The organism is Lentibacillus sp. CBA3610 (assembly GCF_013373365.1).
GTDB lineage: Bacteria > Bacillota > Bacilli > Bacillales > Amphibacillaceae > Lentibacillus.
Genome location: NZ_CP035925.1, coordinates 204,841 through 226,180, shown reverse-complemented (window position 1 = coordinate 226,180; position 21,340 = coordinate 204,841). Strand labels below are relative to the sequence as shown.

At 41.7% G+C, this 21,340-nt stretch carries 24 protein-coding genes and 2 pseudogenes; 14 read left to right on the top strand and 12 right to left on the bottom strand.

Translation table 11 applies throughout. The features are described from left to right. Window positions 1-390 precede the first annotated feature (390 nt). Window positions 391-951, top strand: a complete 561-nt coding sequence (locus Len3610_RS01200) for a DUF3231 family protein (RefSeq protein ID WP_176446344.1) — start codon at window positions 391-393, stop codon at window positions 949-951. 41 nt (window positions 952-992) lie between these two features. On the opposite strand, the gene Len3610_RS01195 is transcribed toward Len3610_RS01200, so the two are convergent. The 3 genes from Len3610_RS01195 to Len3610_RS01190 all read right to left on the bottom strand — a co-directional run bounded on the left by Len3610_RS01195 (window position 993) and on the right by Len3610_RS01190 (window position 3,357). Next, window positions 993-1,670: a serine/threonine protein kinase gene (locus Len3610_RS01195; RefSeq protein WP_176446343.1), complete on the bottom strand. Its 678-nt coding sequence runs from the start codon at window positions 1,668-1,670 to the stop codon at window positions 993-995. 182 nt (window positions 1,671-1,852) lie between these two features. After that, window positions 1,853-1,933 (bottom strand): putative holin-like toxin, encoded by an 81-nt coding sequence (locus Len3610_RS21585; RefSeq protein WP_369693671.1) that lies wholly within the window; start codon window positions 1,931-1,933, stop codon window positions 1,853-1,855. A gap of 1,007 nt (window positions 1,934-2,940) precedes the next feature. After that, on the bottom strand, window positions 2,941-3,357 hold the full coding sequence (locus tag Len3610_RS01190) for a helix-turn-helix domain-containing protein (RefSeq protein ID WP_176446342.1): 417 nt from the start codon (window positions 3,355-3,357) through the stop codon (window positions 2,941-2,943). 430 nt (window positions 3,358-3,787) lie between these two features. On the opposite strand from Len3610_RS01190, the gene Len3610_RS01185 reads away from it, so the two are divergent. From Len3610_RS01185 to Len3610_RS20390, 4 genes are all read left to right on the top strand, one after another. Then, on the top strand, window positions 3,788-4,939 hold the full coding sequence (locus Len3610_RS01185) for an ArgE/DapE family deacylase (protein WP_176446341.1): 1,152 nt from the start codon (window positions 3,788-3,790) through the stop codon (window positions 4,937-4,939). Window positions 4,940-5,021: 82 nt separating this feature from the next. Beyond that, window positions 5,022-5,882 carry an SDR family oxidoreductase gene (locus Len3610_RS01180; protein ID WP_176446340.1) on the top strand — a complete coding sequence of 287 codons (861 nt, stop codon included), beginning with the start codon at window positions 5,022-5,024 and terminating at the stop codon, window positions 5,880-5,882. 91 nt (window positions 5,883-5,973) lie between these two features. Next, window positions 5,974-6,357 (top strand): YgjP-like metallopeptidase domain-containing protein, encoded by a 384-nt coding sequence (locus Len3610_RS20395; protein ID WP_255259727.1) that lies wholly within the window; start codon window positions 5,974-5,976, stop codon window positions 6,355-6,357. A gap of 76 nt (window positions 6,358-6,433) precedes the next feature. Continuing rightward, the gene (locus Len3610_RS20390) at window positions 6,434-6,709 is read left to right on the top strand and encodes a M48 family metallopeptidase (RefSeq protein ID WP_369693670.1); all 276 of its coding nucleotides are present in this window, start codon (window positions 6,434-6,436) and stop codon (window positions 6,707-6,709) included. An 81-nt stretch (window positions 6,710-6,790) separates the two neighbouring features. On the opposite strand, the gene Len3610_RS01170 is transcribed toward Len3610_RS20390, so the two are convergent. From Len3610_RS01170 to Len3610_RS01155, 4 genes are all read right to left on the bottom strand, one after another. Further along, entirely contained in the window at window positions 6,791-7,303 is a 513-nt protein-coding gene (locus Len3610_RS01170) for a MerR family transcriptional regulator (RefSeq protein ID WP_176446339.1), read from the bottom strand. A 160-nt stretch (window positions 7,304-7,463) separates the two neighbouring features. After that, entirely contained in the window at window positions 7,464-8,072 is a 609-nt protein-coding gene (locus tag Len3610_RS01165) for a type I restriction enzyme endonuclease domain-containing protein (RefSeq protein ID WP_176446338.1), read from the bottom strand. Window positions 8,073-8,321: 249 nt separating this feature from the next. Then, window positions 8,322-8,663 (bottom strand): hypothetical protein, encoded by a 342-nt coding sequence (locus Len3610_RS01160; RefSeq protein ID WP_176446337.1) that lies wholly within the window; start codon window positions 8,661-8,663, stop codon window positions 8,322-8,324. A 223-nt stretch (window positions 8,664-8,886) separates the two neighbouring features. Continuing rightward, window positions 8,887-9,285 carry an RNA polymerase sigma factor gene (locus Len3610_RS01155; protein WP_176446336.1) on the bottom strand — a complete coding sequence of 133 codons (399 nt, stop codon included), beginning with the start codon at window positions 9,283-9,285 and terminating at the stop codon, window positions 8,887-8,889. 19 nt (window positions 9,286-9,304) lie between these two features. Between Len3610_RS01155 and Len3610_RS01150 the strand changes: the two genes are divergently transcribed. The 5 genes from Len3610_RS01150 (at window position 9,305) to Len3610_RS01130 (ending at window position 13,475) form a co-directional block, all read left to right on the top strand. Continuing rightward, window positions 9,305-9,565 (top strand): hypothetical protein, encoded by a 261-nt coding sequence (locus tag Len3610_RS01150; protein WP_176446335.1) that lies wholly within the window; start codon window positions 9,305-9,307, stop codon window positions 9,563-9,565. A gap of 497 nt (window positions 9,566-10,062) precedes the next feature. Continuing rightward, the gene (locus Len3610_RS01145; protein WP_176446334.1) at window positions 10,063-11,115 is read left to right on the top strand and encodes a Delta(5) desaturase DesA; all 1,053 of its coding nucleotides are present in this window, start codon (window positions 10,063-10,065) and stop codon (window positions 11,113-11,115) included. Between the two features lie 87 nt (window positions 11,116-11,202). Next, window positions 11,203-12,339 (top strand): sensor histidine kinase, encoded by a 1,137-nt coding sequence (locus Len3610_RS01140; RefSeq protein ID WP_176446333.1) that lies wholly within the window; start codon window positions 11,203-11,205, stop codon window positions 12,337-12,339. Further along, window positions 12,336-12,935 (top strand): response regulator transcription factor, encoded by a 600-nt coding sequence (locus Len3610_RS01135; RefSeq protein WP_176446332.1) that lies wholly within the window; start codon window positions 12,336-12,338, stop codon window positions 12,933-12,935. The genes Len3610_RS01140 and Len3610_RS01135 overlap by 4 nt, the downstream gene beginning before the upstream one ends. Window positions 12,936-13,082: 147 nt before the next feature. Then, window positions 13,083-13,475 (top strand): YuzC family spore coat inner layer protein, encoded by a 393-nt coding sequence (locus Len3610_RS01130; protein ID WP_176446331.1) that lies wholly within the window; start codon window positions 13,083-13,085, stop codon window positions 13,473-13,475. Between the two features lie 124 nt (window positions 13,476-13,599). On the opposite strand, the gene Len3610_RS01125 is transcribed toward Len3610_RS01130, so the two are convergent. From Len3610_RS01125 to Len3610_RS01110, 4 genes are all read right to left on the bottom strand, one after another. Then, on the bottom strand, window positions 13,600-14,631 hold the full coding sequence (locus tag Len3610_RS01125; protein WP_176446330.1) for a lipoate--protein ligase: 1,032 nt from the start codon (window positions 14,629-14,631) through the stop codon (window positions 13,600-13,602). Continuing rightward, the gene (locus Len3610_RS01120; RefSeq protein ID WP_176446329.1) at window positions 14,632-15,528 is read right to left on the bottom strand and encodes an SIR2 family NAD-dependent protein deacylase; all 897 of its coding nucleotides are present in this window, start codon (window positions 15,526-15,528) and stop codon (window positions 14,632-14,634) included. It abuts the gene before it with no gap. Between the two features lie 9 nt (window positions 15,529-15,537). Continuing rightward, a complete protein-coding gene (locus Len3610_RS01115; protein ID WP_176449512.1) occupies window positions 15,538-16,332 on the bottom strand; it encodes a protein-ADP-ribose hydrolase in 795 nt (264 codons plus the stop codon). A gap of 102 nt (window positions 16,333-16,434) precedes the next feature. Next, window positions 16,435-16,767: a glycine cleavage system H family protein gene (locus Len3610_RS01110; protein WP_176446328.1), complete on the bottom strand. Its 333-nt coding sequence runs from the start codon at window positions 16,765-16,767 to the stop codon at window positions 16,435-16,437. A gap of 207 nt (window positions 16,768-16,974) precedes the next feature. On the opposite strand from Len3610_RS01110, the gene Len3610_RS01105 reads away from it, so the two are divergent. Beyond that, complete coding sequence (locus Len3610_RS01105; protein ID WP_176446327.1) at window positions 16,975-18,159, top strand: NADH-dependent flavin oxidoreductase; 1,185 nt, start codon at window positions 16,975-16,977, stop codon at window positions 18,157-18,159. A 117-nt stretch (window positions 18,160-18,276) separates the two neighbouring features. On the opposite strand, the pseudogene Len3610_RS01100 reads toward Len3610_RS01105, so the two are convergent. After that, a pseudogene (locus Len3610_RS01100) lies at window positions 18,277-19,066 on the bottom strand (YitT family protein). Window positions 19,067-19,284: 218 nt separating this feature from the next. On the opposite strand from Len3610_RS01100, the gene Len3610_RS01095 reads away from it, so the two are divergent. The 3 genes and pseudogenes from Len3610_RS01095 to Len3610_RS01085 all read left to right on the top strand — a co-directional run bounded on the left by Len3610_RS01095 (window position 19,285) and on the right by Len3610_RS01085 (window position 21,319). Beyond that, entirely contained in the window at window positions 19,285-19,962 is a 678-nt protein-coding gene (locus tag Len3610_RS01095; RefSeq protein WP_176446326.1) for a response regulator transcription factor, read from the top strand. Between the two features lie 82 nt (window positions 19,963-20,044). Beyond that, window positions 20,045-20,562 (top strand): annotated as a pseudogene (locus Len3610_RS21410) (AAA family ATPase); the annotation flags it as partial. Then, window positions 20,555-21,319, top strand: coding sequence for an ABC transporter permease (locus tag Len3610_RS01085; protein WP_176446325.1), 765 nt, complete (start codon window positions 20,555-20,557; stop codon window positions 21,317-21,319). The pseudogene Len3610_RS21410 and the gene Len3610_RS01085, both read left to right, overlap by 8 nt. The last annotated feature ends 21 nt before the right edge of the window (window positions 21,320-21,340 follow it).

Sequence of the window (21,340 nt, the reverse complement as noted above, 5' to 3'; positions counted from 1 at the left end):
CCTCCAATCAGGGACAGGGGGTCGGGTTTCTTGTCCCAGTCCTGCATGAGTCATTAACCCTCCCCCTTTAACCCGTTTTTAATAATATAGAAGGAAATATATTGTATCTATTACCACGTGATTTCATTTATAAACTTAGGTTGGCCATGTGAATTTATACAAAAAGCTTGATAGCCAATTCATATGCCATTTCTCCCCTTATCCTAACATACAGCGACACTTCCATCAGTGAAGGTCTTAATCCCATGAAAAACTGTTTTTCAATCTAATTGCTGCTCCCGATTTACGAATATCTGCCAGTTATATGCAGGATAAAGGCTTTTTTATGCATATTTCGCTGCAATTTAACCAAAATAGTTACAAACAACAAGACTTAACGGAGGTTAAATAGTGCCTAATTTTGCACAGCTCTTTGAAGCTTCATCAAAATTACTTCAATCACTGACAGATAACAAAAAAGACCCATTACACATTGGTGAAGCCATGGCTTGCTGGACATACCTTGCATTCGTGAATAATATCATAACATATGAAGAAATAGGCCTTAATACAACAACAGACCCTGGTGTGAAAGAACTCTATCAGGACGGATTAAAAATGGCAAATGACCACAAAAAACAATTAAAAAAACTGATGCAGGAAGAAGGCGTGGGCATGCCATCTTCCCCGGAAAGCAAACCATATTCCGATCCGAGTGCAATACCAATCGGCACGAAATTCACAGATTTCGAACTGGCAAATACGATTAATATCAACTTTGTGGCAGCAGCCGATATGTGTGCAGCAGCTGCTAGTCAGTGTCTTCGCACAGATCTCGGATTAATGTTTATCAAATTCCAGACTGAAAAGTTATCCTTAGGTTACAAGGCCAAAGATCTAATGAAGCAGAAAGGGTGGCTTATCACCCCACCCTATTACCAGCCTCCTGGCACACCACACCCAGAAAAATAACGGGGGACAGAGAGGGCTGGGCTCTCTGTCCCATTTCTCACCTACTTCCTGAATGTGAAGAGCTTCAAAACGGATTTCATAAATTCATCGAATGATGAAAAGTCTTTTTTGCGCTGATTGTACCACTTTCGAACCGTTTCCAGCAGCCAAAACGGAACAACCCTTCCATCAATTAAATGGTAATATGCTTCATACGCACTTTTTAAATGCTCCCACCGCAAGTCATTCCCCGGCTGCATATATTCAGATACATCAATTATTTTTGCTCTGCCATTCTGCAGCAAAATATTTTTCAAATGCATATCACGCGGATTCAATCCTTTTTCGCGCACGTGCTCTCTCGCAACCTCCACGTCCCATACAACCTGTTCAGGAATATGGATGCCTTGCAGGAGACAGTCCTGAAGGGTTACGCCATACTCATAACTTAAAACAAGATAATGAGCATCAGCAGCAAAACATACCGGGAAACAAGCGGAATCCCCCAACAGATTATAAATATTTCGCTCAGTTTGGATTTTGTCTGTTTTGTCCTCCGCATAGATTTTAAATGCATAAGAAGAGGCGTACCGATAATGGAAAACAGCCGCATCCGTACCGACACCAACACACTTCAAATCATCTGAATGGCCGGATATTGTCACAGGTTCATTATTTGGATTTGAAAAAACAGTTATTCGGGAAAGTGAATCATGCGCTTTGGTCCAATCATTTTCCATGTCTACTCTCCAATCAGTGCTGTATAATAAATATTTTTTCCTACAAACATGATACTACATTTAACGTCTCTAACACTTTCCATAGGACTTATTCTTCCTCAGCCGACCGATGATGCTCGAACTGTTGACTCAAACTTACCGGCAGCACTTTAACTGCGATCTGTACCGTCACCCTGTTATCTTTATTTTTTATGATCTGACACAATCGCAGCCACCAATGATCCGAACGTAAGCATCAGAATCAGTGACTCAAACACTGTCATATAGCGTCATCCTTCCTTTTGAATCAGGAATTTCACATCTCCCGCTGCGAACTCTATACCAAGTCAACTCGCAGAATCAACCTCTGAGACTAAGCCATAATGGTTTTTGATAACTGATTCTTCATTTTATTATAATTAAGAATATGTGAGACACGGCTTGTCCTATGACCAGGAAAGAAAAATTTAGCATATGTCATTTGTCAAACCGACTATTTAAGTGTTCTAATTCTAATATTTGCCGTAAAGTTGCCACCTCTCGTGTGGTTCATCCGCTTATGAGCTGTCTTCCAATCGTGACAGATGCTCTCTCGTGCGGTTCAAGCGATTATGTGATGCCTTCCGAACGTGACAACCTCTTTCTCGTGCGGTTCAAGCGATTATGAGCTGTCTTCCAATCGTGACAGCTGTTCTCTCGTGTGGTTCAAGCGATTATGTGATGCCTTCCGAACGTGACAACCTCTTTCTCGTGCGGTTCAAGTGATTATGAGCTGTCTTCCAATCGTGACAGTTGCTCTCTCGTGCGGTTCAAGCACTAATGTGCAGCCTTCCGTACGTGACAACCTCTTTCTCATGCGGTTCAAGTGATTATGAGCTGTCTTCCAATCGTGACAGTTGCTCTCTCGTGCGGTTCAAGCACTAATGTGCAGCCTTCCGTACGTGACAACCTCTTTCTCATGCGATTCAAGCGATTATGAGCTGTCTTCCAATCGTGACAGCTGTTCTCTCGTGTGGTTCAAGCGATTATGTGATGCCTTCCGAACGTGACAACCTCTTTCTCGTGCGGTACAAGCGATTATGAGCCGTCGTTCCAATCGTGACAGATGCTCTCTCGTGCGGTTCAAGCGATTATATGAAGCCTTCCAAACGTGACAACCTCTTTCTCGTGCGGTTCATCCGCTTTCTACGCTGTTTTCCGAAAAAGACAATAAATTAAGCTTATTAGTACCGTATATTGCGCCGGAAAGAATTTTTATACTCTTTTCTCAAAAAAGAGGATCAAGCGAAACTTAATCCTCTTCCAGGTACAGGCACTGATGCAATGGCGGACAACCGAGCACCATCCAGATTTTGACGAACAATTCCAATCTGGGCTGTGAAGCGTTATTGAATATTTTACTGATATTAGGCGGCTTCATATTCAGTTGATCGGCAATATCTTTGATGTAAATACCTTTCTGCTTTGCAATTTCTTTAAAACGATTCTTAATAACCGGTTGCTGATCATTTTCAATAGAAGGATTAATCTGATTGAAATGGTTAATCTGCTCCATTTTGTCGATGATGGAGCCAACGACAAAATCTTCAATCCGGTAGTTGTCATCCCGGTTTGTATCCCGATGACGGTTAATTAAATTCTCAAGTTCAGTCAGTTCTTTTAGCTGTTCATACGTGTCATCTTTGATCTGAATGGTTATTTCCTTCATGTATAAATCACCTCAAGAATGGACAAGACTAATGTCAAACAAATAAAGGATGATGAAAATGGTTAGCCTTAACATGATAAACCGAAATGACAAGGATGAGGATGTTATTGAAACGCTTCATGAAACATTCGATAAAGGCAAAAATGGATGAGCCGTCAACTGCAAAAATATCATGAAAAAACGGCCTGTTATTGATATATTCATTAGCTCTAACGAAAATACCTTTATAAATTATGCTTCCGATGAGAGCTGTTTCTTATCCTTTTTAACTTGGAAGAAACCAGCTCTTTTTTATTCCTTTTATTACAACCTCACACCTCGATCTGAATAGCAAGTTTAGATTCCAACCAACCACCGCATGTTATACTTTAATGGGATTATGTTGCTGATTAACACGAAAAAAGGGTAAACTGAAATCAGAGGTGATAATATGAATCAAGAACAAGCCAAATCATTCTTAAAAGACATCATTCAAATTAAAAGTGTCAATCCACCCGGAAATGAAACAGCAGTCGCTGAAAAATTAAAAGCCCTTTTTGATAAGCATGGCATCGAGACCGAACTTGTGGAATACGATGACAACCGGGCCAATTTAATTGCTCGTTTAAAAGGTGAAGAAGATGGACCCATTCTTGGACTAACGGGGCACATGGATGTTGTCCCTCCCGGTGAAATCGAATGGGAGCATGACCCGTTTGGAGCCGAAGAAGAAGATGGCAAAATTTATGGGCGCGGGGCGTGTGACATGAAAAGTGGTCTTGTTGCCTGTGTGTTAGCTATGATTTCACTTAAAGAAGAAGGCCTGCCGAAAAAAGGCGAGGTCACCCTTTTGGCAACGGTTGGTGAAGAAGCAGGAGCTGTTGGTGCCCGTCAGCTGACGGAAAAAGACTATGCCGAGCCGTTAGATTCCCTGATCGTCGCAGAACCAACGCAAAACCAGATTAAAATCGCTCACAAAGGAGCATTGTGGCCACAAATTATCACATACGGAAAAACCGCGCATGGCTCAATGCCGGATAAGGGAACGAATGCTGTTGCGCATATGAATGAAATTATCCATCGAATATCAGGAGAAGAATTTGAATTAAACTATGAGGAAGATGACCTGCTTGGTGGCGCCACATACAGCATCAACGTCATCAAGGGTGGATCCAATACGAACGTTGTACCTGATCGATGTTTCGTGAATATCGACATTCGAACGGTCCCTTCTCAAGATCACAAACAAATCACCGAGCAAATTGAACAGGTCATACAATCTGCGACAGAAAAATATCCTGAACTAAAAGCGGATATCCGTATATTGAACGATCAGAACCCTGTAAAGACTTCAAGTGAAGATCCTTTTGTCAAACTTGTTCAAGACACTGTTGAATCTTTAGATGGCCAAGCAACACTTGAAGGGATGACCGGCTATACGGACAGCTCACAATTCACACAAGCGAACAAGACATTTCCAGTTATTGTACTGGGACCCGGAGACACATCCGTCGCCCACCAGCCCGACGAATATGTTGAAGTCGATGAATTCTTCAACAGCATTCAACTCTATAAACAAATTACAAAGAAATATTTAGGATAAGGGGGACAAAGGGTCAGACCCTTTGTCCCATTGCTTGCTCCTTAAGTGATTGCTAGAATGGACACGAGAGGGGTGACGGCACATGAAAGTCTCCGATCAGCACCGGCCGGTTGTTTTCATTACAGGGGCATCAGGTGGATTCGGCCTGTTAATCAGCCTCGCATTTGCTGAATCCGGTTATATTGTTCTGGCGTCCATGCGGGATTTATCAAAAAAAGAAACATTGCTGAAAAAAGCTCATGAACAGGGTATTGAAACCAACATCGAATGCATTGGCTTGGACGTTACTAAACAGAATGATGTTGATTCCACAATACCGGATGTCATCGAACGTTTCGGGAGCATTGATGTATTGATCAACAACGCAGGCTATGCCGCCGGCGGGTTTACGGAAGAACTGCCACTTGAGGAGTGGCGGCAGCAATTTGAAACGAATGTCTTTGGCTTGATTGCTGTAACCAAAGCTGTTCTTCCCCATATGCGAAACAAGCAGCGCGGTACGATCATTAACCTGTCCAGTATCAGCGGCAGAATGGCACTTCCCGGTCTCGCTCCATATTCCGCATCCAAACATGCTGTCGAAGGCTTCAGTGAAGCGCTCAGGCTCGAAATGCTGCCTTATGGAGTTCATGTCGTATTGGTTGAACCGGGCTCTTATCAGACAGATATTTGGGAAAAAGGAATGGACAATATTAATGTCGCTCCAGAATCGCCATATAACGAGAAAACCGAAACCTTAATGAAAATCGTGAATCACATCGCTAAAACAGCCGACGCCCCCGAAGAAGTGGCACGCCTGATTGTCAAAGTCACTCAAGCAGAAAAGCCCGATCTCCGCTACCCCGTCGGTAAAAACGTCAAAACCATGACTCGGCTGAAAAATTTGCTGCCATGGAGATGGATCGAGCGTGTGATTTTGAAAAAAGTCAGCCCGCGTAAATAAACCCAAACTTCAGGAAACGATTCAGACCTTCCCAATCATTACCCGTCGTGCTATCATTAATCTACAATCCGATTAAAGGTACGTGAACGCAATGCCAAAACTTGAATACGGGAACACAACCATCGAATACATACTTTACAAACAACAACGAAAAGATTTAAAAATAACCGTCACATTGGTAAATGGCGTTGAAGTTTATGCACCATTTACAGCTGAAGATGCCAAAATCAGTACGGAACTTAAAAAGAAAGCGCCCTGGATTATCAATAAACTAAACGAACTCAATCAGGTTGAAGCATCCATTCAGCCAAAGGAATTTGTAAGTGGTGAAAAGTTGCCATACCTTGGCCGTAACTATCGCCTAAAAATTCATCGTGAACCTGTCGATCGCCCAACATTAACGTTTTACCAAGGCCAAATTCATCGCAACCGTCCCGAAAAAAAGGACGCAAAAACAAACGGCGGAAGCACTTGAAGAGCGACTTGTGCAATGGTACCGACAGCAGGCTGCCAGAAAACTGCACGAACGTATTCAGCGTTATTAAGAACTCATAAACACCAATCCAGCATCCGCAAATATCCGAACACAGCATAAACGCTGGGGCACGTGCACCCCTGATGGGTATATATACATCAACTGGCGGCTGATTATGGCGCCATTAAGGGTATTTGATTATGTGATTGTACACGAACTCACACATTTGAAAATTAAAGATCATTCACCGGCATTCTGGAAAATCGTCAAATCCATTCTGCCGGACTTTGAAGAACGAAAAGAATGGCTGCGGGTTAACGGTATGGGGCTTCACTGTATCGGTTATTATTGAAGAAAAATTGGCGCATAACATCTGAATGTTGATGTTATGCGCCAATTATTTGTACTTCATGGATTTGCTTTCTGTTGTAAATCACGTTCTGTTAAAGAAGCAAGCTTGCTTTAACGTTTCAATTTCCCGTTTCAAGTGATCGATTTCATCTGTCTGTTTCTTTATATCCTTGATTAATTTGTTTTGATTTTTTTGCTTTTCTTTAATGATTTCCACCATGCGCTGCTGATGATCAACATTGCTGACAACTTTTCCAATCGTCTGCATCATTGTCACCACATTTTCTTTGTAGCCTCCATCGTTGGATTGATGAGAAGCACTTTGCATATTCTCCAATCTTACGGGAAAGGTACTCTTTGCCAGCATTTCCTTGATCTGCATCCTGTCATAACCTTGATCGCTGCATTGCTTAATATACGTCAACACATCGATTCCATCCGGACGATAACAGGTGACGTTGTTCAGTTTTGTTTTCGGGATATAAACATTAAAATCCTGAGTCCATTTTTTCAGCGTGTATTTGTGAACCCCGATAATATGACTCAAACTCTCTATACTAAAAAATTCCAATGTTTCATCGTCTCCCTTTTCCATTTATACCTTTCATCCTCATGATAAAAAATGAATTCGGAAAAAATATGTAATAGATGTAAAAAATATGAGTGATGAAACACTGTTTTCATTTCAACTCTGTTTGCAGTATTCTCACACAAAAAAGAACATAACATCTTTACTCGATGCCATGCTCTCACCATTAATACGCTATCTGCTTATAATGCGCTTCCGCCAGTTCCATTAGCTGCCGCGCGAGATTTTCCACCTCCTTCGACGGGCAGTCGTTTGTGCGGAGCTGTCGTTTAATTCGTTTGCGCATTTCGCGCTTCACATCATCCTTGAATGTCCAATCGATGACCGCATTTTCCTGAATAATCTCTGTGATAATGTGCGTCAATTCCTTCACATTATCTTCTTCAAAACCGTCCAGTTCACTTGCAAGCATCTGATAAAATGGATACTGTTCCGGTTCAAAACCATGTGCCGCACTTTCCTCGGCGTTGCTGCGCATCCTATCAATTATATCATGATATTCCTCCAGCAGTTCCTCAATCGTCATTTGGCGCTCTTTGCGTTTCTCAATCAGCTCTTCCAGCCGCTCTTTCAATGACGTGTACAACACCGGATTTTCATCCAGCTTCACCCGTATTTCATGCTTGATCGCATGTTCCATTTCAGCAGCTTTTGCTTCCGGTTCCAGCACCTTCAAACACACTTCCAGATTTTCCTTATTGATATAGTCAAAAAATCGCATTGCCTGACGATGACGGGTTTCAAGCCGTGGTATCTCCTCGTTAATCTCATGCATGGCCCCTTTAATATCATCTTCATGGAAAACACCGAGGGCTTCCTCGAGAAAAACACCAGTTATTCAAACCAGCAGCCTCTGTATAATTATTTCATCCGACAAATAGATTAAAGCCGGTAGCAACAGACCCAAAACTCAAGAAGGGCCCCCTATTTTTTCTCTAATGCCAACTTTACAGCTGCCTTCTCCGTAATCATCATGTTATGACCATATGTTGAAAAGGCACCTAAACCCGGATAATACTCTATTTTAGATGTCTTTGATGTTAATTCCTTCTAATCCTTGATTTATGCTGTATTCACAAGCAAATGCAACTAAGCACCTTCCTATTCCAACATACTTCCTCTTTTCATTATTGACACCGTGAACCATTTTTTTATTGTGTGGTGATGATTCAATAATATCTATATCTACACATCGAAAGGCATCATCATAATTTGGTTTTAGAGCAATCAACCCTTGAACTGAATTAGGATATTCTGCAGTTACTAATCCATAAACGTTAAAAAAATGAGTTACAGGCTTTAGCCAGTGAAAACTCCAGCCACCCTCAGGATTGTATTTCTTTTCTATTATTTCCTCTCGTTCCACTTTTCTAAAATAGCAATCTACTAACTTATCATTAATAGTATCACAATCATTTTTTCATTCTCTCTTCACTTTTCTATTTTAACATATTATAGGGTCTATTACATTTTGAATATTGAATTATTTTCTTCTACTCATAAATACGAATGCTTAGGCAGGATGGTCATCGCCTGCCTTTAAGAATTTTAATGCTTTCGTGTATCAATAAACTTCATTGGATGGCCTATCAGCTGAATTCCAGCTTATCCTCAGCCACTTCCCAACGCAATTTCCGCCTTGCCGCCTTACCCCAGCTCTTCACCGCTTCCACCGAAACACCCTCCTGCTCAGCAATCTCCTGAACAGACATGTCCTCAATAATGAAATACTTCACCCATTTCCACTGCTTCTCCGACAAGTCCTTCTTTACATCCTCCCAAAAATCACTATGATACATCCCATTATCTTCAGCAACTCGCGTCAGCTTATTACGATCAGTCGTGCTGCCGCCCCGATAATAATTCCCATCTTCCAGTTCTGCTTGGTGTTTCTGCAAACTCATCCTCTGCTTTTCCTGCTCTTTCGTCTCTTTGCGAATCAAGTCAATCAAGCGATTGCGGATCACATAGTTGAAATAAGTTGACATAGGTCCCTTATCCGACGAAATGGGTGAAATTATTGATAGCAGAACACCACTGCTTGAGGCGGAAATTGAAACAAAAAGAGGAGCGCCTGTTGATAAGGACAGTTTTAAAGTTATTGTAGATGGTATTACCTACGAACCTAGCTATGATAACGAAACATCAACATTATCACTGCAGCTTGAAGAAGAACTCCAAGAACGTTTCCATGTTGTGACCTTTGAAGCAAAGAACAGGGCAGGCAAAGTCACAAGAGAGACGCGAATATTTTATATTGAGGATTAGTCCGGCAGAATTTCTAAAGTGCAGGATGATTGATTTCATTCTGCGCTTTATTATGTTTGTCCGAAGCATATACTCTTCCCTCAGATCCTTCACAAAGTGCACATAATCCAGAAGGTCTTCCAATCCGGTCATAGCATATACTCAACTGGCCGTGTTTTTCATTTCACCAATAACAAGTCTCATTAAGTGTCCAGTTTTTGATCAAAGAGCACCTCCATCAGAAAATCAGGCCGGCCGAGCCATAAATCATTAGTTGGAGAGCGACCGAAAATTGCTGAGCCAAATCATTAAACGCATACACCACTTTAATATATACGAGCGATAATACCAAAGAAGTAGAGAAACAGCTTCAAAATCCTGCATCCTAAGGCATATTCCAACATATATGACATTTGTCATACCCACCACTTGACGTTTATGACTTTTATTGCTCATAGGTTTTCTCTAGCATATAAATTAGACATATTAACGAAAATAATTTTTGCAGGAGTGATTTTATGAGCAGACAAAAACAAGCACAGTTGAAAAAAAGCGTCGCGGCCTTTGCTAAATCAGATACAAAAGCTAGCATAATACAGCTCATAAACACGATTCCGCCATTTTTCCTGATTTGGTTTCTGGCCTATCAAAGCTTATCTGTCTCTATCTGGCTGACACTCCCACTCTTGGTGGTGGCATCAGGGTTTGTCGTTCGGATCTTTATCATTTTCCATGACTGTACACACGGATCATTTTTTAAAAATGGCAAAGCTAATCGGACTATTGGAACGATAACGGGAATCATCACGCTGTTTGCTTTTGAAAAATGGAAACGAAGTCATGCGATTCATCACGCGACAAGCAGTAACCTCGATAAGCGTGGAACAGGTGATGTGTGGGTGATGACGGTTGATGAATATGCTGATGCTTCCTTTTGGGGCAGGCTGGGTTACCGGCTTTACCGCAATCCGATTGTAATGTTCGGATTAGGCCCGTTTTATCTGTTTCTCCTATCCAATCGTTTTAACCGAAAAGGCGCCAAACGGAAGGAACGGCTGAACACGTACGTTATCAATGCTTCTGTTGCAGCCATCTATAGCCTGTTAATCTGGGCAATCGGCTGGCAGGCGTTTCTCATGATCCAGGCGCCCGTTATCTTTATGGCAGGTTCAGCGGGGATTTGGCTGTTTTATGTGCAGCACCAGTTTGAGGATTCTTATTTCGAAAATGAAGACGAGTGGGATTTTGTCAAAGCTGCTGTTGACGGAAGCTCCTATTACAAACTGCCAAAAGTTATGCAATGGCTGACAGGCAGCATTGGCTTCCATCATGTGCATCATTTAAGCCCAAGAGTACCGAATTATCATTTGGAAAAAGCCCATGAATCGACACCGCCATTACAACAGGCCACAACGATAACGCTATTCTCCAGCCTGAAGTCGATCCGCTTCCGGCTGTATGATGAAGCGAGCAAGTCGTTTGTCAGTTTTAAAGAAGTTAAAGCACTGTTGCGAAAGAGGAAATATGGCATCCAGGTGAACCCGGGACAATCATCTGTGCAAGAAAAATAAGGACGCTAATTTTAAAAACCTTCCAACGATTGTATTGGAGGGTTTAATTTTTTGTTATACTTAACGAAAGCAGTGAGGAGGCCCGGTATGCAAAAATGGTATCACATTATCCCCAAAAACACAGGGCTTAGTATTTATGCGTGGATTATTTTTTGTATTCTCCCCTTTTATTTCATATTCCGGACAGCTGGAACATGGGAAATTATTTTCGGTATTTTAATGATATTCCTGTTTTTCACTGCATATCGCGTATCTTTTCTGTCAAAAGATTGGACGGTTTACCTGTCAGTGGGAACCGAAATGATCATAAGCCTTGTCATGACAGTGCTTATCGGGTATGTTTATTTCGCGCTGTTTTTGGCGTTTTACATCGGTAATATTCAGCATAAAGCCGGGTTTATAACACTGTACGTGGTCCATCTGGTTACAACGATTGCTGCAGTCACGATCGGTTTTTTTACCCAGAATGAAATTTTCCTGTCCCAGCTGCCATTTATCGTCTTTAGCGTAATTGGCGTTATCCTGCTGCCGCTAACGATTTATTTTCGGAACAAGCGAGAAGCATTGGAAAACCAATTACACGCTGCCAATCAAAAGATTTCCCAGTTAGTTGTCCTGGAAGAACGTCAGCGGATCGCCCGTGATTTGCATGATACACTTGGACAAAAACTGTCTATGATTGGTCTTAAAAGTGATCTGGCAGGGAAACTGGTGGATTTAAAACCTGATAAGGCAAAAAATGAAATAAATGATATCCAGCAAACAGCACGAATGGCGTTAAAAGAAGTGCGGGAGATGGTCTCGAGTATGAAAGGTGCAAAACTGGAAGACGAAATCACCCGTGTCCGGGAAATGCTGAAAACTGCCCGGATTGATTTTCATGTGGTAGGGAATCCGGAGCTCACCAATACACCTTTATTTGTTGAAAATGTCCTCAGCATGTGCTTGAAAGAGGCTGTCACCAATGTCGTCAAGCATAGTGAGGCGTCTTCCTGTACTGTCATCATTACACCATCAGCAGAAGAGATAGTTATTGAAGTACAGGATAATGGGATCGGTATGGTGAATAAACATGGTACATACACAGAAAACGGACTTCAGGGGATGAGAGAGCGCCTGGAATTTGTCAATGGCAGCATGGCTATTAATTCAGAGAGCGGTACAACACTGACGATTCGGGTGCCAAAAGTCATTCAGCGAACAAAACAGGAGGGCTTGATGTGATACGTATTGTGATAGCAGAAGACCAGCGCATGCTGCTAGGGGCACTGAGATCGCTGCTTGATTTGGAAGATGATATGGAAGTTGTCGGTAAAGCCGGGAATGGTGAAGAAGCATTATCGCTTGTCAGGCAGCATCAGCCGGATATTTGCATTATGGATATTGAAATGCCGATCAAAAGCGGCCTGGATGCAGCCGAAGAATTGAAGGATGACCATTGTAAAATAATTGTATTAACAACCTTCGCGCGAACAGGGTATTTCCAACGCGCGAGAAAAGCCGGTGTGAGCGGTTATTTACTGAAAGACAGTCCGAGCGAAGATTTAGCCAACTCGATACGTCTGATTATGAACGGAAACCGGATTTATGCTCCGGAACTGGTTGATATGGCATACGATCATGATAATCCGCTGACCGATCGGGAAGAACAGGTCATCAAGCTGATTGCTGACGGCAAAAGCACCAAGGAAATTGCCAGTCAGCTGTATTTGACAAATGGCACGGTCCGTAACTATATCTCCGTGGTCCTCGATAAACTGGAAGTGACGAACCGGATTGAAGCCATATCCAAAGCGAAGGAAAAAGGCTGGCTTCAGTAAAGTTCTTTTGTATAGTTTTTGGTATTCCGACCGCGGTGGTAATTCCTCCAGCCCTTGGATCCAGGTCCAGCAAAATCCCGTAACCATGGCAGGCCCTTAGGCATACGATGATATGAAATCGATACAATAAAAGAAAGGGTGCTAGTGATGTACTATCCCCCATATAACCATCCTCCATATCATCAAGGACAGTATCATCCAAATGCCGTTTACAACCATTTTCCGCCTGCTCGTCAATATCCGCCCGTGGATACAGAAATACTTACTCAATCAATCCATGAATTTCAGATTTTAATCCGGCAAGAGGAAATTTTACTGGAAAGATTAAATGACACCGAATTTGCCCGACTTCTCATGCAGGCTGCACAGCATGGAAACCAGTCTGAAGTGGACCGTTTAATTTATTCAATCGAGGGATTATACGTACCTGTTCAAACAACCTATACGCCATCAGGGGTTATCTTTGACCTTGAATCACCTGCTGCAAGTCAAGGCGCTAATTGTTGTACTTTGACGATGACACTTAAATGGGGAAACTAATTTTTTAGAGCAGGGAGACCCGCCGTATCCTGCTATTTGTGTTTCTTTCCTCGTTTACTTATTATGTAATCCAAAATCACTAATTTAACCAATTTCAGCCTTCTTTCTATGTCCCCCATCGCGCTTATGCATTTTCACTTAAAATAAAGCTTACAAATTCTTCCTTCGTGAGATTTCCAAAATAACCAGTTAAATCATACCGCTTCATCGCGTTTAATAAGTCATCTTTTCTTAACCGCACGCCGGTAAGGGCCTTTTCTATTTCCTTTATATCGTTTGTTCCGAAGAAGTCACCCGTAATCTGGATTTCAGCAATTCTGGCATGCTCAATCGTAAGACCGGCATTAATCGTTCCAATTGGAAACCGTTCTGTCAGCCGATATTCAAACTGATTAAAGCGGCCATAGTTCCAGTCCCAATTATGGTATTTCTCAGCAGCAATTTTATCGACACCCGCCCAATCTTCCGGTGTTAATTCATAACGCTTTGCTTCACTGATGTCATTGACGCCCAGCAATTCACAAATCATATAATCCGTGAATTCCCACACCGTCATATCCTGGTATTCAGGTGCTAAATGAGGTCGGATTGCACCCACCCGGCTGCGGACGGACCCGATGCCATGTGATTCAATTTTTTTCTGGTTTGGATTCAGAACAGAAGCAATAGCTTCATAATCCGGATCAAGCAGCAGCGAATACCCGGCATAAACGCGCCCTTGCTGCATGGTCATTGCTGCACCGGAAATTTTCTTCCCATCTAAAACCAGATCATTGCGGCCTTGATATTCCGGATTATCCACTCCTAACTTTTCAAGTGCTTTAATCGCCGGTTCGTACAAACGTGCAAAATTCCCAAAAATGTCGTTACTCCCATCAAATAAGAAACAAAAGCTCATATTGCGGTCATCAAGATAAATCGCACCACCTCCCGATTCCCGGCGGAGGATTTTAATATCATGTTCATCCATATAAGGCTGGTTGATTTCCTCGTATGCATTCTGAAATTTCCCGATTTGAACAACCGGGTGCATCATGTATGGGAACAAAACATCGTCATCCAGGAAAATATGGTCTTTCACAAATTCCTGCAAAGCCATTGTCATTCCCGGGTCATAAATCCATTCGCCATTTCGCTTCGAATCTATTAAATACATTTAATGTCCCCCATTATTCACTTGCATGACACGTAACACGTCAGCAATATCTTCATCAATCTGCACTGTTTGCGGCCGAATTGCATGTGGAATGAAATATTCTTTTTGATTCATGGTCACAAACAGTGCTTTCGCATTTTCTTCCGTCATTTGCTGAAAAGGATGTTTAATAAACTGCGGGGTGGTATGTCCTACACCAATCTCCCAAAATAGTACTTTCTTATCCTGATTTTCTTTTAGAAATTGTTCATAGCGTTCTTTCTGTTCATGGAAATGGGCATCTTCAACCATACCTTTTTCTTCATTGCGTTTATTTACTTCCAAACCGGCTCCGCATTTCGGACAATACGGAACCAGATCGGCAGGTATCTTCATATCCGATTGTTCTCGGGCCATTTGGCGAATCAAGGCTTCATCTTGATACGTCTTTTGATGGCAGTGTTCAGAACATTGCCACAGGCCGTATTCGCCTTGAATGCGAAATACTTTATCCATATCGAAATCCGCTGCATAAAACGCATTATCGGCATTCGTTGTTATCACATGATAATTTTTACCAGCCAGCATCTGCCGCAAATCAACATACGCCTGTCCAACTGGCTGGTCAAAATAATTAAGCAAACTAAAGCGGCTCTGGAAGGCCCAATATTCCTGCTCATCTTCAAAATCGAAAAGACTTGCCTGCAGCATATCGAAGAAGCGATACTTTGCAATAAAATCACCAAAAGCATTCGTGAATCGCTTACCCACATATGTAAATCCGGCTGCTGCAGACATGCCTGCACCAATCCCAATCACAATTGCTTCAGCTTCTTCTATTAGCTGGTTTAATAAATCGGCTTGTGACAAAGATGATTCCATCCTCAAGGTTTGCCATGGTCTATTAAATTGCTGCATAATAATCCCCTATTCTTTTCCCGCTAATAATGACTGGTAAATTTGTAAATCCTCATCTTTAAACACATTGAAAATAATATGAAGGTTTGTTTGCGTATTTCGTATATATTTTTCCACCGTTTGAACCGCAATTTCAGCTGCCCGCTGATTCGGAAAGTTAAATTCACCTGTCGAAATGCAACAGAATGCAATGGTGTCCAGTTGATACTTATCCGCTAATGCTAAACATGAATAATAGGACGAAGCCAATAAATGTTCTTTTAACGGTGAGACACCGCGTTCGTCGATAAATGGCCCAACGGTATGGATACAAAAACTCGACGGTAAATTGTAAGCTTCCGTGATTTTTGCTTTTCCCATCGGCTCTTTGCGGTCTTGTGCTTTTATCAGCTCATTACAGGCTAACCGCAACTCTACACCCGCACGCGTATGAATACTGTTGTCAATACAATCATGATTTGCTTGGGTGCAGCCCAGTAACTCACTGTTGGCTGCATTAACGATTGCATCAACTGCAAGGGTAGTAATATCACCCTGCCATAAATAAAGCTGCTGCTGAACAGGTTGTAAATCATGCAAAGAGGTTATATTTCGTTCGTTATTCCACTGTGTTAAGAAAGCATCCTGAACCTCAAGAAATTTTTTTGGGACCGGTTCAGGCTGCCGGATATTACACAGCCCCCGAAACAACGCTGTTTTTTCTTCCAGGGTATCCGTTTTGTCCAGAATCATTTGTTTGTCAGCATTTGGGTTCTCGTTCAATAAATAATCAATGAGATAATCCAATCTGGCTTCTTGATCCATAAGCTGCTCCTTGCGATATATACTAATGAAAACAGATCTATTACGACTGTTAATCAGCACGCTGATAAACAGAAATGAATAGGTCCCTCGACGATTCATTCATTAAGCATCTTCTAATTGATTAAATGCATCTTCATCTACTTCTGTTAATTTAACGACCCAATTTTCTTCGGTTTTGGCTGAGTTCAGAAGGCCTGGTTCACTGATTGCTGCTTCATTGCGCTCAACAACTTTACCGGCTACCGGAGAAGCCATTTCAAAAACAGTCTTTGAAGCTTCCAGGTTTAAAATGGCATCATCTGCGTTCAGCACATCCCCAACAGTGAATTCCACAAATCCAACTGTCCCAATATCATCCTGCAATTCCGGTGTCATGCTTACGGTATAAACATCATCATTTTTTTCGATGAATAAGAAATTTGCGCGTTTTTTCATAACTAACCCTTCTTTCTTCTCTAAATATTATCGTAATAAATTTAAGTATATCATCTATCAGCAACACCGCCAACGGAGTAGCTTATTTATTAATAAAACTGTTAAGTTGCACCACAACGACTCTCTTAAATTGACACTCCCCACCATAGTTGGTAGCTTTTAGTTATCAACAACTATAATACTATGGAGGGATTGGATACTATACAAATGAAAACAACAGAACAATACAGACCATTGTTTAAACCGCTCATCCTGCCAAATGGTATTGAACTGGATAATCGTTTTGTCCTGTCCCCGATGATTACGAATTCTTCAACCAGTGAAGGCTATGTTACACAGGAAGATTTGGCTTATGCAAAGCGGCGTGCTCCTTCAGCACCGCTGCAAATTACAGGCGCTGCCTACATTGAAGCATACGGACAATTATTTGAATACGGCTTTAGTATCGATGATGACCGCAGCATCCCGGGGCTCAAAAAACTTGCACAGGCAATGAAAAAAGACGGCGCTAAGGCTATCATTCAATTAACGCATGCCGGACGTTTTTCCAAAATATCGCTTAAGGATTTTGGTGTCGTTTATGGCCCAAGTGAAATGCACTTGAAAACACCCGTTGAGCATACCGTCATACCGATGACCAAACGCAAAATACGGCATGTCATTACCCAATATGCTGACGCTACTCGCCGTGCGATTAAAGCCGGTTTTGATGGCGTTGAAATTTCAAGTGCTCAGCGCTTATTAATTCAAACGTTCTTATCCACTTTTTCAAATAAGCGTGATGATGAATATGGTGCGGAAAATATTGAAAACCGTGCACGTTTTGGCATCGAAGTGATGGAAGCCGTTCAGAATGTTATCGATGAAGAAGCACCTGCTGACTTTATTCTCGGGTTTAGAGGCACGCCGGAAGAGACGCGTGGCGATCAAATTGGCTACAGTGCAGAGGACTTCCTTTATTTCATGGATCGGACCATGGAAGTGGCAAATATCCAATATTTAGCGACTGCAAGCTGGGGAAAGAATATTTATAAACAAACGATTCGCCAGGGTAAATTTAAAGATGAATTCATGAATCACGTTGTGTACGACCATATCGCCGGACGTGTTCCGATTATGGCCACCGGTGGCATCAACTCACCCGAAAAAGCACAGGAAGCGCTCCAATTTTCCGACATGGTTGGTATGTCGACACCTTTCGTGACTGAACCTGACTTTGTTACCAAATTAAAAGAAGGCCGGGAAGATGCAATTAACTTAGGGTTTTCTCCGGAAGAGCTGGCCGATTTGGCAATTCCCGAAAGAGCCTTTAAAGACATTGTTGAATTAATGGATATCGGCGGTTCGCTTTCTGAGGCTTCCCGTCAGGAACTGCGCAAACTGTATAAATAGTAATGGAATAATCACAAAAACACCAAACCACAGCCCGGGAAAGTAGCAAACAATGCAAAAAGAGCAGGGTTCGGTTGATAACCCTGCTCTCCTTACGTGTTTCACTGATAATCATCATTACGATTTCCTGAAATTCCCCACCACTTCAGCCGTTTCACTGACACTGATCGATAATCGCTAATGCCAATTCATAGCGGGTGATGACAGTATACAGCACTTTATTTTCATTATTTGAATAAGCACCATAGCCGTTCATAACGGTGATACCCCGGATCAAATTTGCAATCAGCTCATCTTTAAGCTCTTCACCTTTATTCGTAACCACCATCAGACTTAACTTCACATGGCGGGTATGGACACGATCGATCACAACACCGGTAATATAAATCGAAGCCATCGTATAGAGTGCCAGCTCCCAGGAGAAGAAAAAGCCGGATATAAAGACAACGACACTATTAATCACAAAAATTAAGACACCCAAAGGCATATCATATTTTTTGGTCACAACAAGACCAATAATATCAGCTCCCCCGGTTGAACCGTAAAACCTGACAATAAACCCGATGGAAACACCAACAATAACACCGCCAAAGACGGCAGACAGCAATGCATCATCGGTTACCTTCATGACGGGGATATACTGCATCGACATCGACGTGACGAATACTGAAAAGACACTGTTCGCTATGAATTCCTTACCCAGTTTCATCCATCCAATCATGAAAACCGGGATATTTAATATGACAAGCCAAATACCGGAATTTATGGGTGAAAGCAGGCCGAATATCATAGCAATCCCTGTTACACCACCCGATAAGACTTCATGGGGAAGCAGAAACATATTGAACGCGAACCCTAAAACAATTGAAAACACAAAAAGTACAGCATATTTATATAGATGATACATTGCATGCCCCTCCAATCCGGACGTTAATATAAGTAAACACCCGATAAATTTTAGGGGCCGTGAAAGACAAAGTCAATAATAAATTTGCACACAAAAATAATTCTCTTCCTAAGTAATATTGTTCCGCCAATGACATCCTTCATTGCCCTGTTGAAATGTGATTCACGTTTCTTTATCCTTTTACTATAAATAGGTTCCTTTGAAAGGGAGTAAACAAAGTGGAACAGCCAATAAATATTTTAGTCATTGAAGATGACGATGATATTAATCAATTGTTATGCAGAATCCTTAAAAAGAGCGACTACATCCCACAGCCTGCCTATTCCGGAACAGAAGCACTCATTTATTTGGAAAAGCAGATGTGGGACTTGGTTTTGCCAGGCAAGAATGGAGAGGAAATTCTTGCGGAAGTTACTTCGAAAGGCTCTATTCCAGTCATTATTATTTCGGCCAAAAACGAACAACAGACAAAAATTGATAATTTACGATCAGGCGCTGATGACTTTATTTCAAAGCCTTTTGACGTGGAAGAGGTTTCTGCACATATTGATTCCCTTCTAAGACGATACAAACGCAGCCATGAACCTGCGAAGATAAATCAGTTAACGTATAAAGATATTCATATTGATTTGGATGCAAAAAGCGTTTATGTGAATAGTTCAGAGCTTACACTGACAAGCCGCGAATACGCTATACTGGTCCTTCTTGTGTCATCACCCAAAAAAGTCTTCTCAAAATCCAATCTATTCGAAAGTGTATGGCATGAACCTTTCCACGGGGATGATAATACGGTAAATGTTCATATGAGCAATTTGCGGCATAAACTCGCAGGAGCAAATCCAGGTGAAGACTATATAGATACTGTTTGGGGGATGGGGTATCGTATGAAATCTTAAGGTTTTCTTAAGTTTTCGCTTAAGCCTTTCTTATGATTCATGTCCCATACTAAGGTATGACGAAATAAGGAGGCTAAAATTACTCGGTATGAAACAACGTCTTGGACTGGCAATTGCGCTGTTAAGTGATCCGGAATTCCTGATTCTTGATGAACCAACAAATGGCTTGGATCCAATGGGCATCGTTGAACTCAGGGAGCTGATTAAAAAACTGAATCAGGAAAAAGGACTCACGGTTTTAATATCAAGCCATATATTAAGTGAACTTCACCAGCTTGCAACCAAATACGGCATCATCCATAAAGGGGAGCTGCTGGAAAAATCTCGTCAAAGGAACTGAATGAAAAATGCAGACAGCACTTACGGATAAAAGTCGATAACCCGGCGATGGGAGCAACATTACTGGAAGAAAAGCTGGGCACTGCCGATTTTGAGGTGTTACCGGATGGCACGATTAAACTTTACAGTTACCTTGATAGAGTTCATTATGTATCGAAAACTTTAACCGACAACGGTCTTGTGATTGAGCATCTCGCCCAAAATGGTGACAGCCTCGAAAGCTATTTTTCAAAGCTTGTAGGAGGTGCCAACAATGAATAATCTCGTCCAAGCAGAAGCGTTTAAATTACGACGGAACAAGACATTTTGGGTATTGATAGTAACGATTACCGGATTAAGTGCGCTATTGCATTACCTCATTATGATTGGATGGTGGCAAGTGAGCGGAACACCATTTGACAGTGCCGGATTAAGCGAATTGAATGCTTTATCAGCGTTCACCATACCATTACTGTTTAACTTAATTGTCAGTACGCCTGCCGCCTTTTTTATCGCCAATGAGTTTTCAGATAGCGGTGTCATCAAAAATCAGGTAATCAGCGGCCATAAACGGTCTTATATTTTTATGGCGAAGTTGCTTGTTTTTTCGCTTGGCGCGGGTTTTGTCACGATTGTCATTCCCTTGCTGACAGCAATTATCGCCGCCTTCCTGTACGGGCAAGGGGATCTATTGACAACTTCCAATCTAACGTATTTAGGCAGAGCATATAGTTTATTCACATTACAATTTTTGGGTTTTGCAACGATCGTATTATTGATTGCTATTGTAACAGAAGACAGCGGGAAGACCATTCTTTTCACGCTTTTACTCTCGATTGTGATGTTTGCCATCGAAAATCTTATCACCGCACCATTTGTAAGGCTATTAAACGAGCATTCAGTCTTCTTTCAATTTAGTGAAGTATTCAACCATACCATGACGAGCGGTGAAATGATAGAATCCATTCTAATTGGATCACTGACATTCATCATCATCTCCATTTGTGGCATTTTGGTTTTTAATAGGAAAGAAATTTAACAATCAGAAGCGGGTGAGAAA

What these genes read in the sequence shown, in the direction of transcription:
- Len3610_RS01145 (WP_176446334.1), top strand. Translation starts at nt 10,063, where the DNA reads ATGAGCAGACAAAAACAAGCACAGTTGAAAAAAAGCGTCGCGGCCTTT.
- Len3610_RS01170 (WP_176446339.1), bottom strand. Translation starts at nt 7,303, where the DNA reads ATGGAAAAGGGAGACGATGAAACATTGGAATTTTTTAGTATAGAGAGT.
- Len3610_RS21585 (WP_369693671.1), bottom strand. Translation starts at nt 1,933, where the DNA reads ATGACAGTGTTTGAGTCACTGATTCTGATGCTTACGTTCGGATCATTG.
- Len3610_RS01180 (WP_176446340.1), top strand. Translation starts at nt 5,022, where the DNA reads ATGAAAGTCTCCGATCAGCACCGGCCGGTTGTTTTCATTACAGGGGCA.
- Len3610_RS01115 (WP_176449512.1), bottom strand. Translation starts at nt 16,332, where the DNA reads ATGGATCAAGAAGCCAGATTGGATTATCTCATTGATTATTTATTGAAC.
- Len3610_RS01085 (WP_176446325.1), top strand. Translation starts at nt 20,555, where the DNA reads ATGAATAATCTCGTCCAAGCAGAAGCGTTTAAATTACGACGGAACAAG.
- Len3610_RS01195 (WP_176446343.1), bottom strand. Translation starts at nt 1,670, where the DNA reads ATGGAAAATGATTGGACCAAAGCGCATGATTCACTTTCCCGAATAACT.
- Len3610_RS01105 (WP_176446327.1), top strand. Translation starts at nt 16,975, where the DNA reads ATGAAAACAACAGAACAATACAGACCATTGTTTAAACCGCTCATCCTG.
- Len3610_RS01110 (WP_176446328.1), bottom strand. Translation starts at nt 16,767, where the DNA reads ATGAAAAAACGCGCAAATTTCTTATTCATCGAAAAAAATGATGATGTT.
- Len3610_RS01185 (WP_176446341.1), top strand. Translation starts at nt 3,788, where the DNA reads ATGAATCAAGAACAAGCCAAATCATTCTTAAAAGACATCATTCAAATT.
- Len3610_RS01165 (WP_176446338.1), bottom strand. Translation starts at nt 8,072, where the DNA reads ATGCATGAGATTAACGAGGAGATACCACGGCTTGAAACCCGTCATCGT.
- Len3610_RS01190 (WP_176446342.1), bottom strand. Translation starts at nt 3,357, where the DNA reads ATGAAGGAAATAACCATTCAGATCAAAGATGACACGTATGAACAGCTA.
- Len3610_RS01155 (WP_176446336.1), bottom strand. Translation starts at nt 9,285, where the DNA reads ATGTCAACTTATTTCAACTATGTGATCCGCAATCGCTTGATTGACTTG.
- Len3610_RS01130 (WP_176446331.1), top strand. Translation starts at nt 13,083, where the DNA reads ATGTACTATCCCCCATATAACCATCCTCCATATCATCAAGGACAGTAT.
- Len3610_RS01150 (WP_176446335.1), top strand. Translation starts at nt 9,305, where the DNA reads ATGGGTGAAATTATTGATAGCAGAACACCACTGCTTGAGGCGGAAATT.
- Len3610_RS01125 (WP_176446330.1), bottom strand. Translation starts at nt 14,631, where the DNA reads ATGTATTTAATAGATTCGAAGCGAAATGGCGAATGGATTTATGACCCG.
- Len3610_RS01120 (WP_176446329.1), bottom strand. Translation starts at nt 15,528, where the DNA reads ATGCAGCAATTTAATAGACCATGGCAAACCTTGAGGATGGAATCATCT.
- Len3610_RS01140 (WP_176446333.1), top strand. Translation starts at nt 11,203, where the DNA reads ATGCAAAAATGGTATCACATTATCCCCAAAAACACAGGGCTTAGTATT.
- Len3610_RS20395 (WP_255259727.1), top strand. Translation starts at nt 5,974, where the DNA reads ATGCCAAAACTTGAATACGGGAACACAACCATCGAATACATACTTTAC.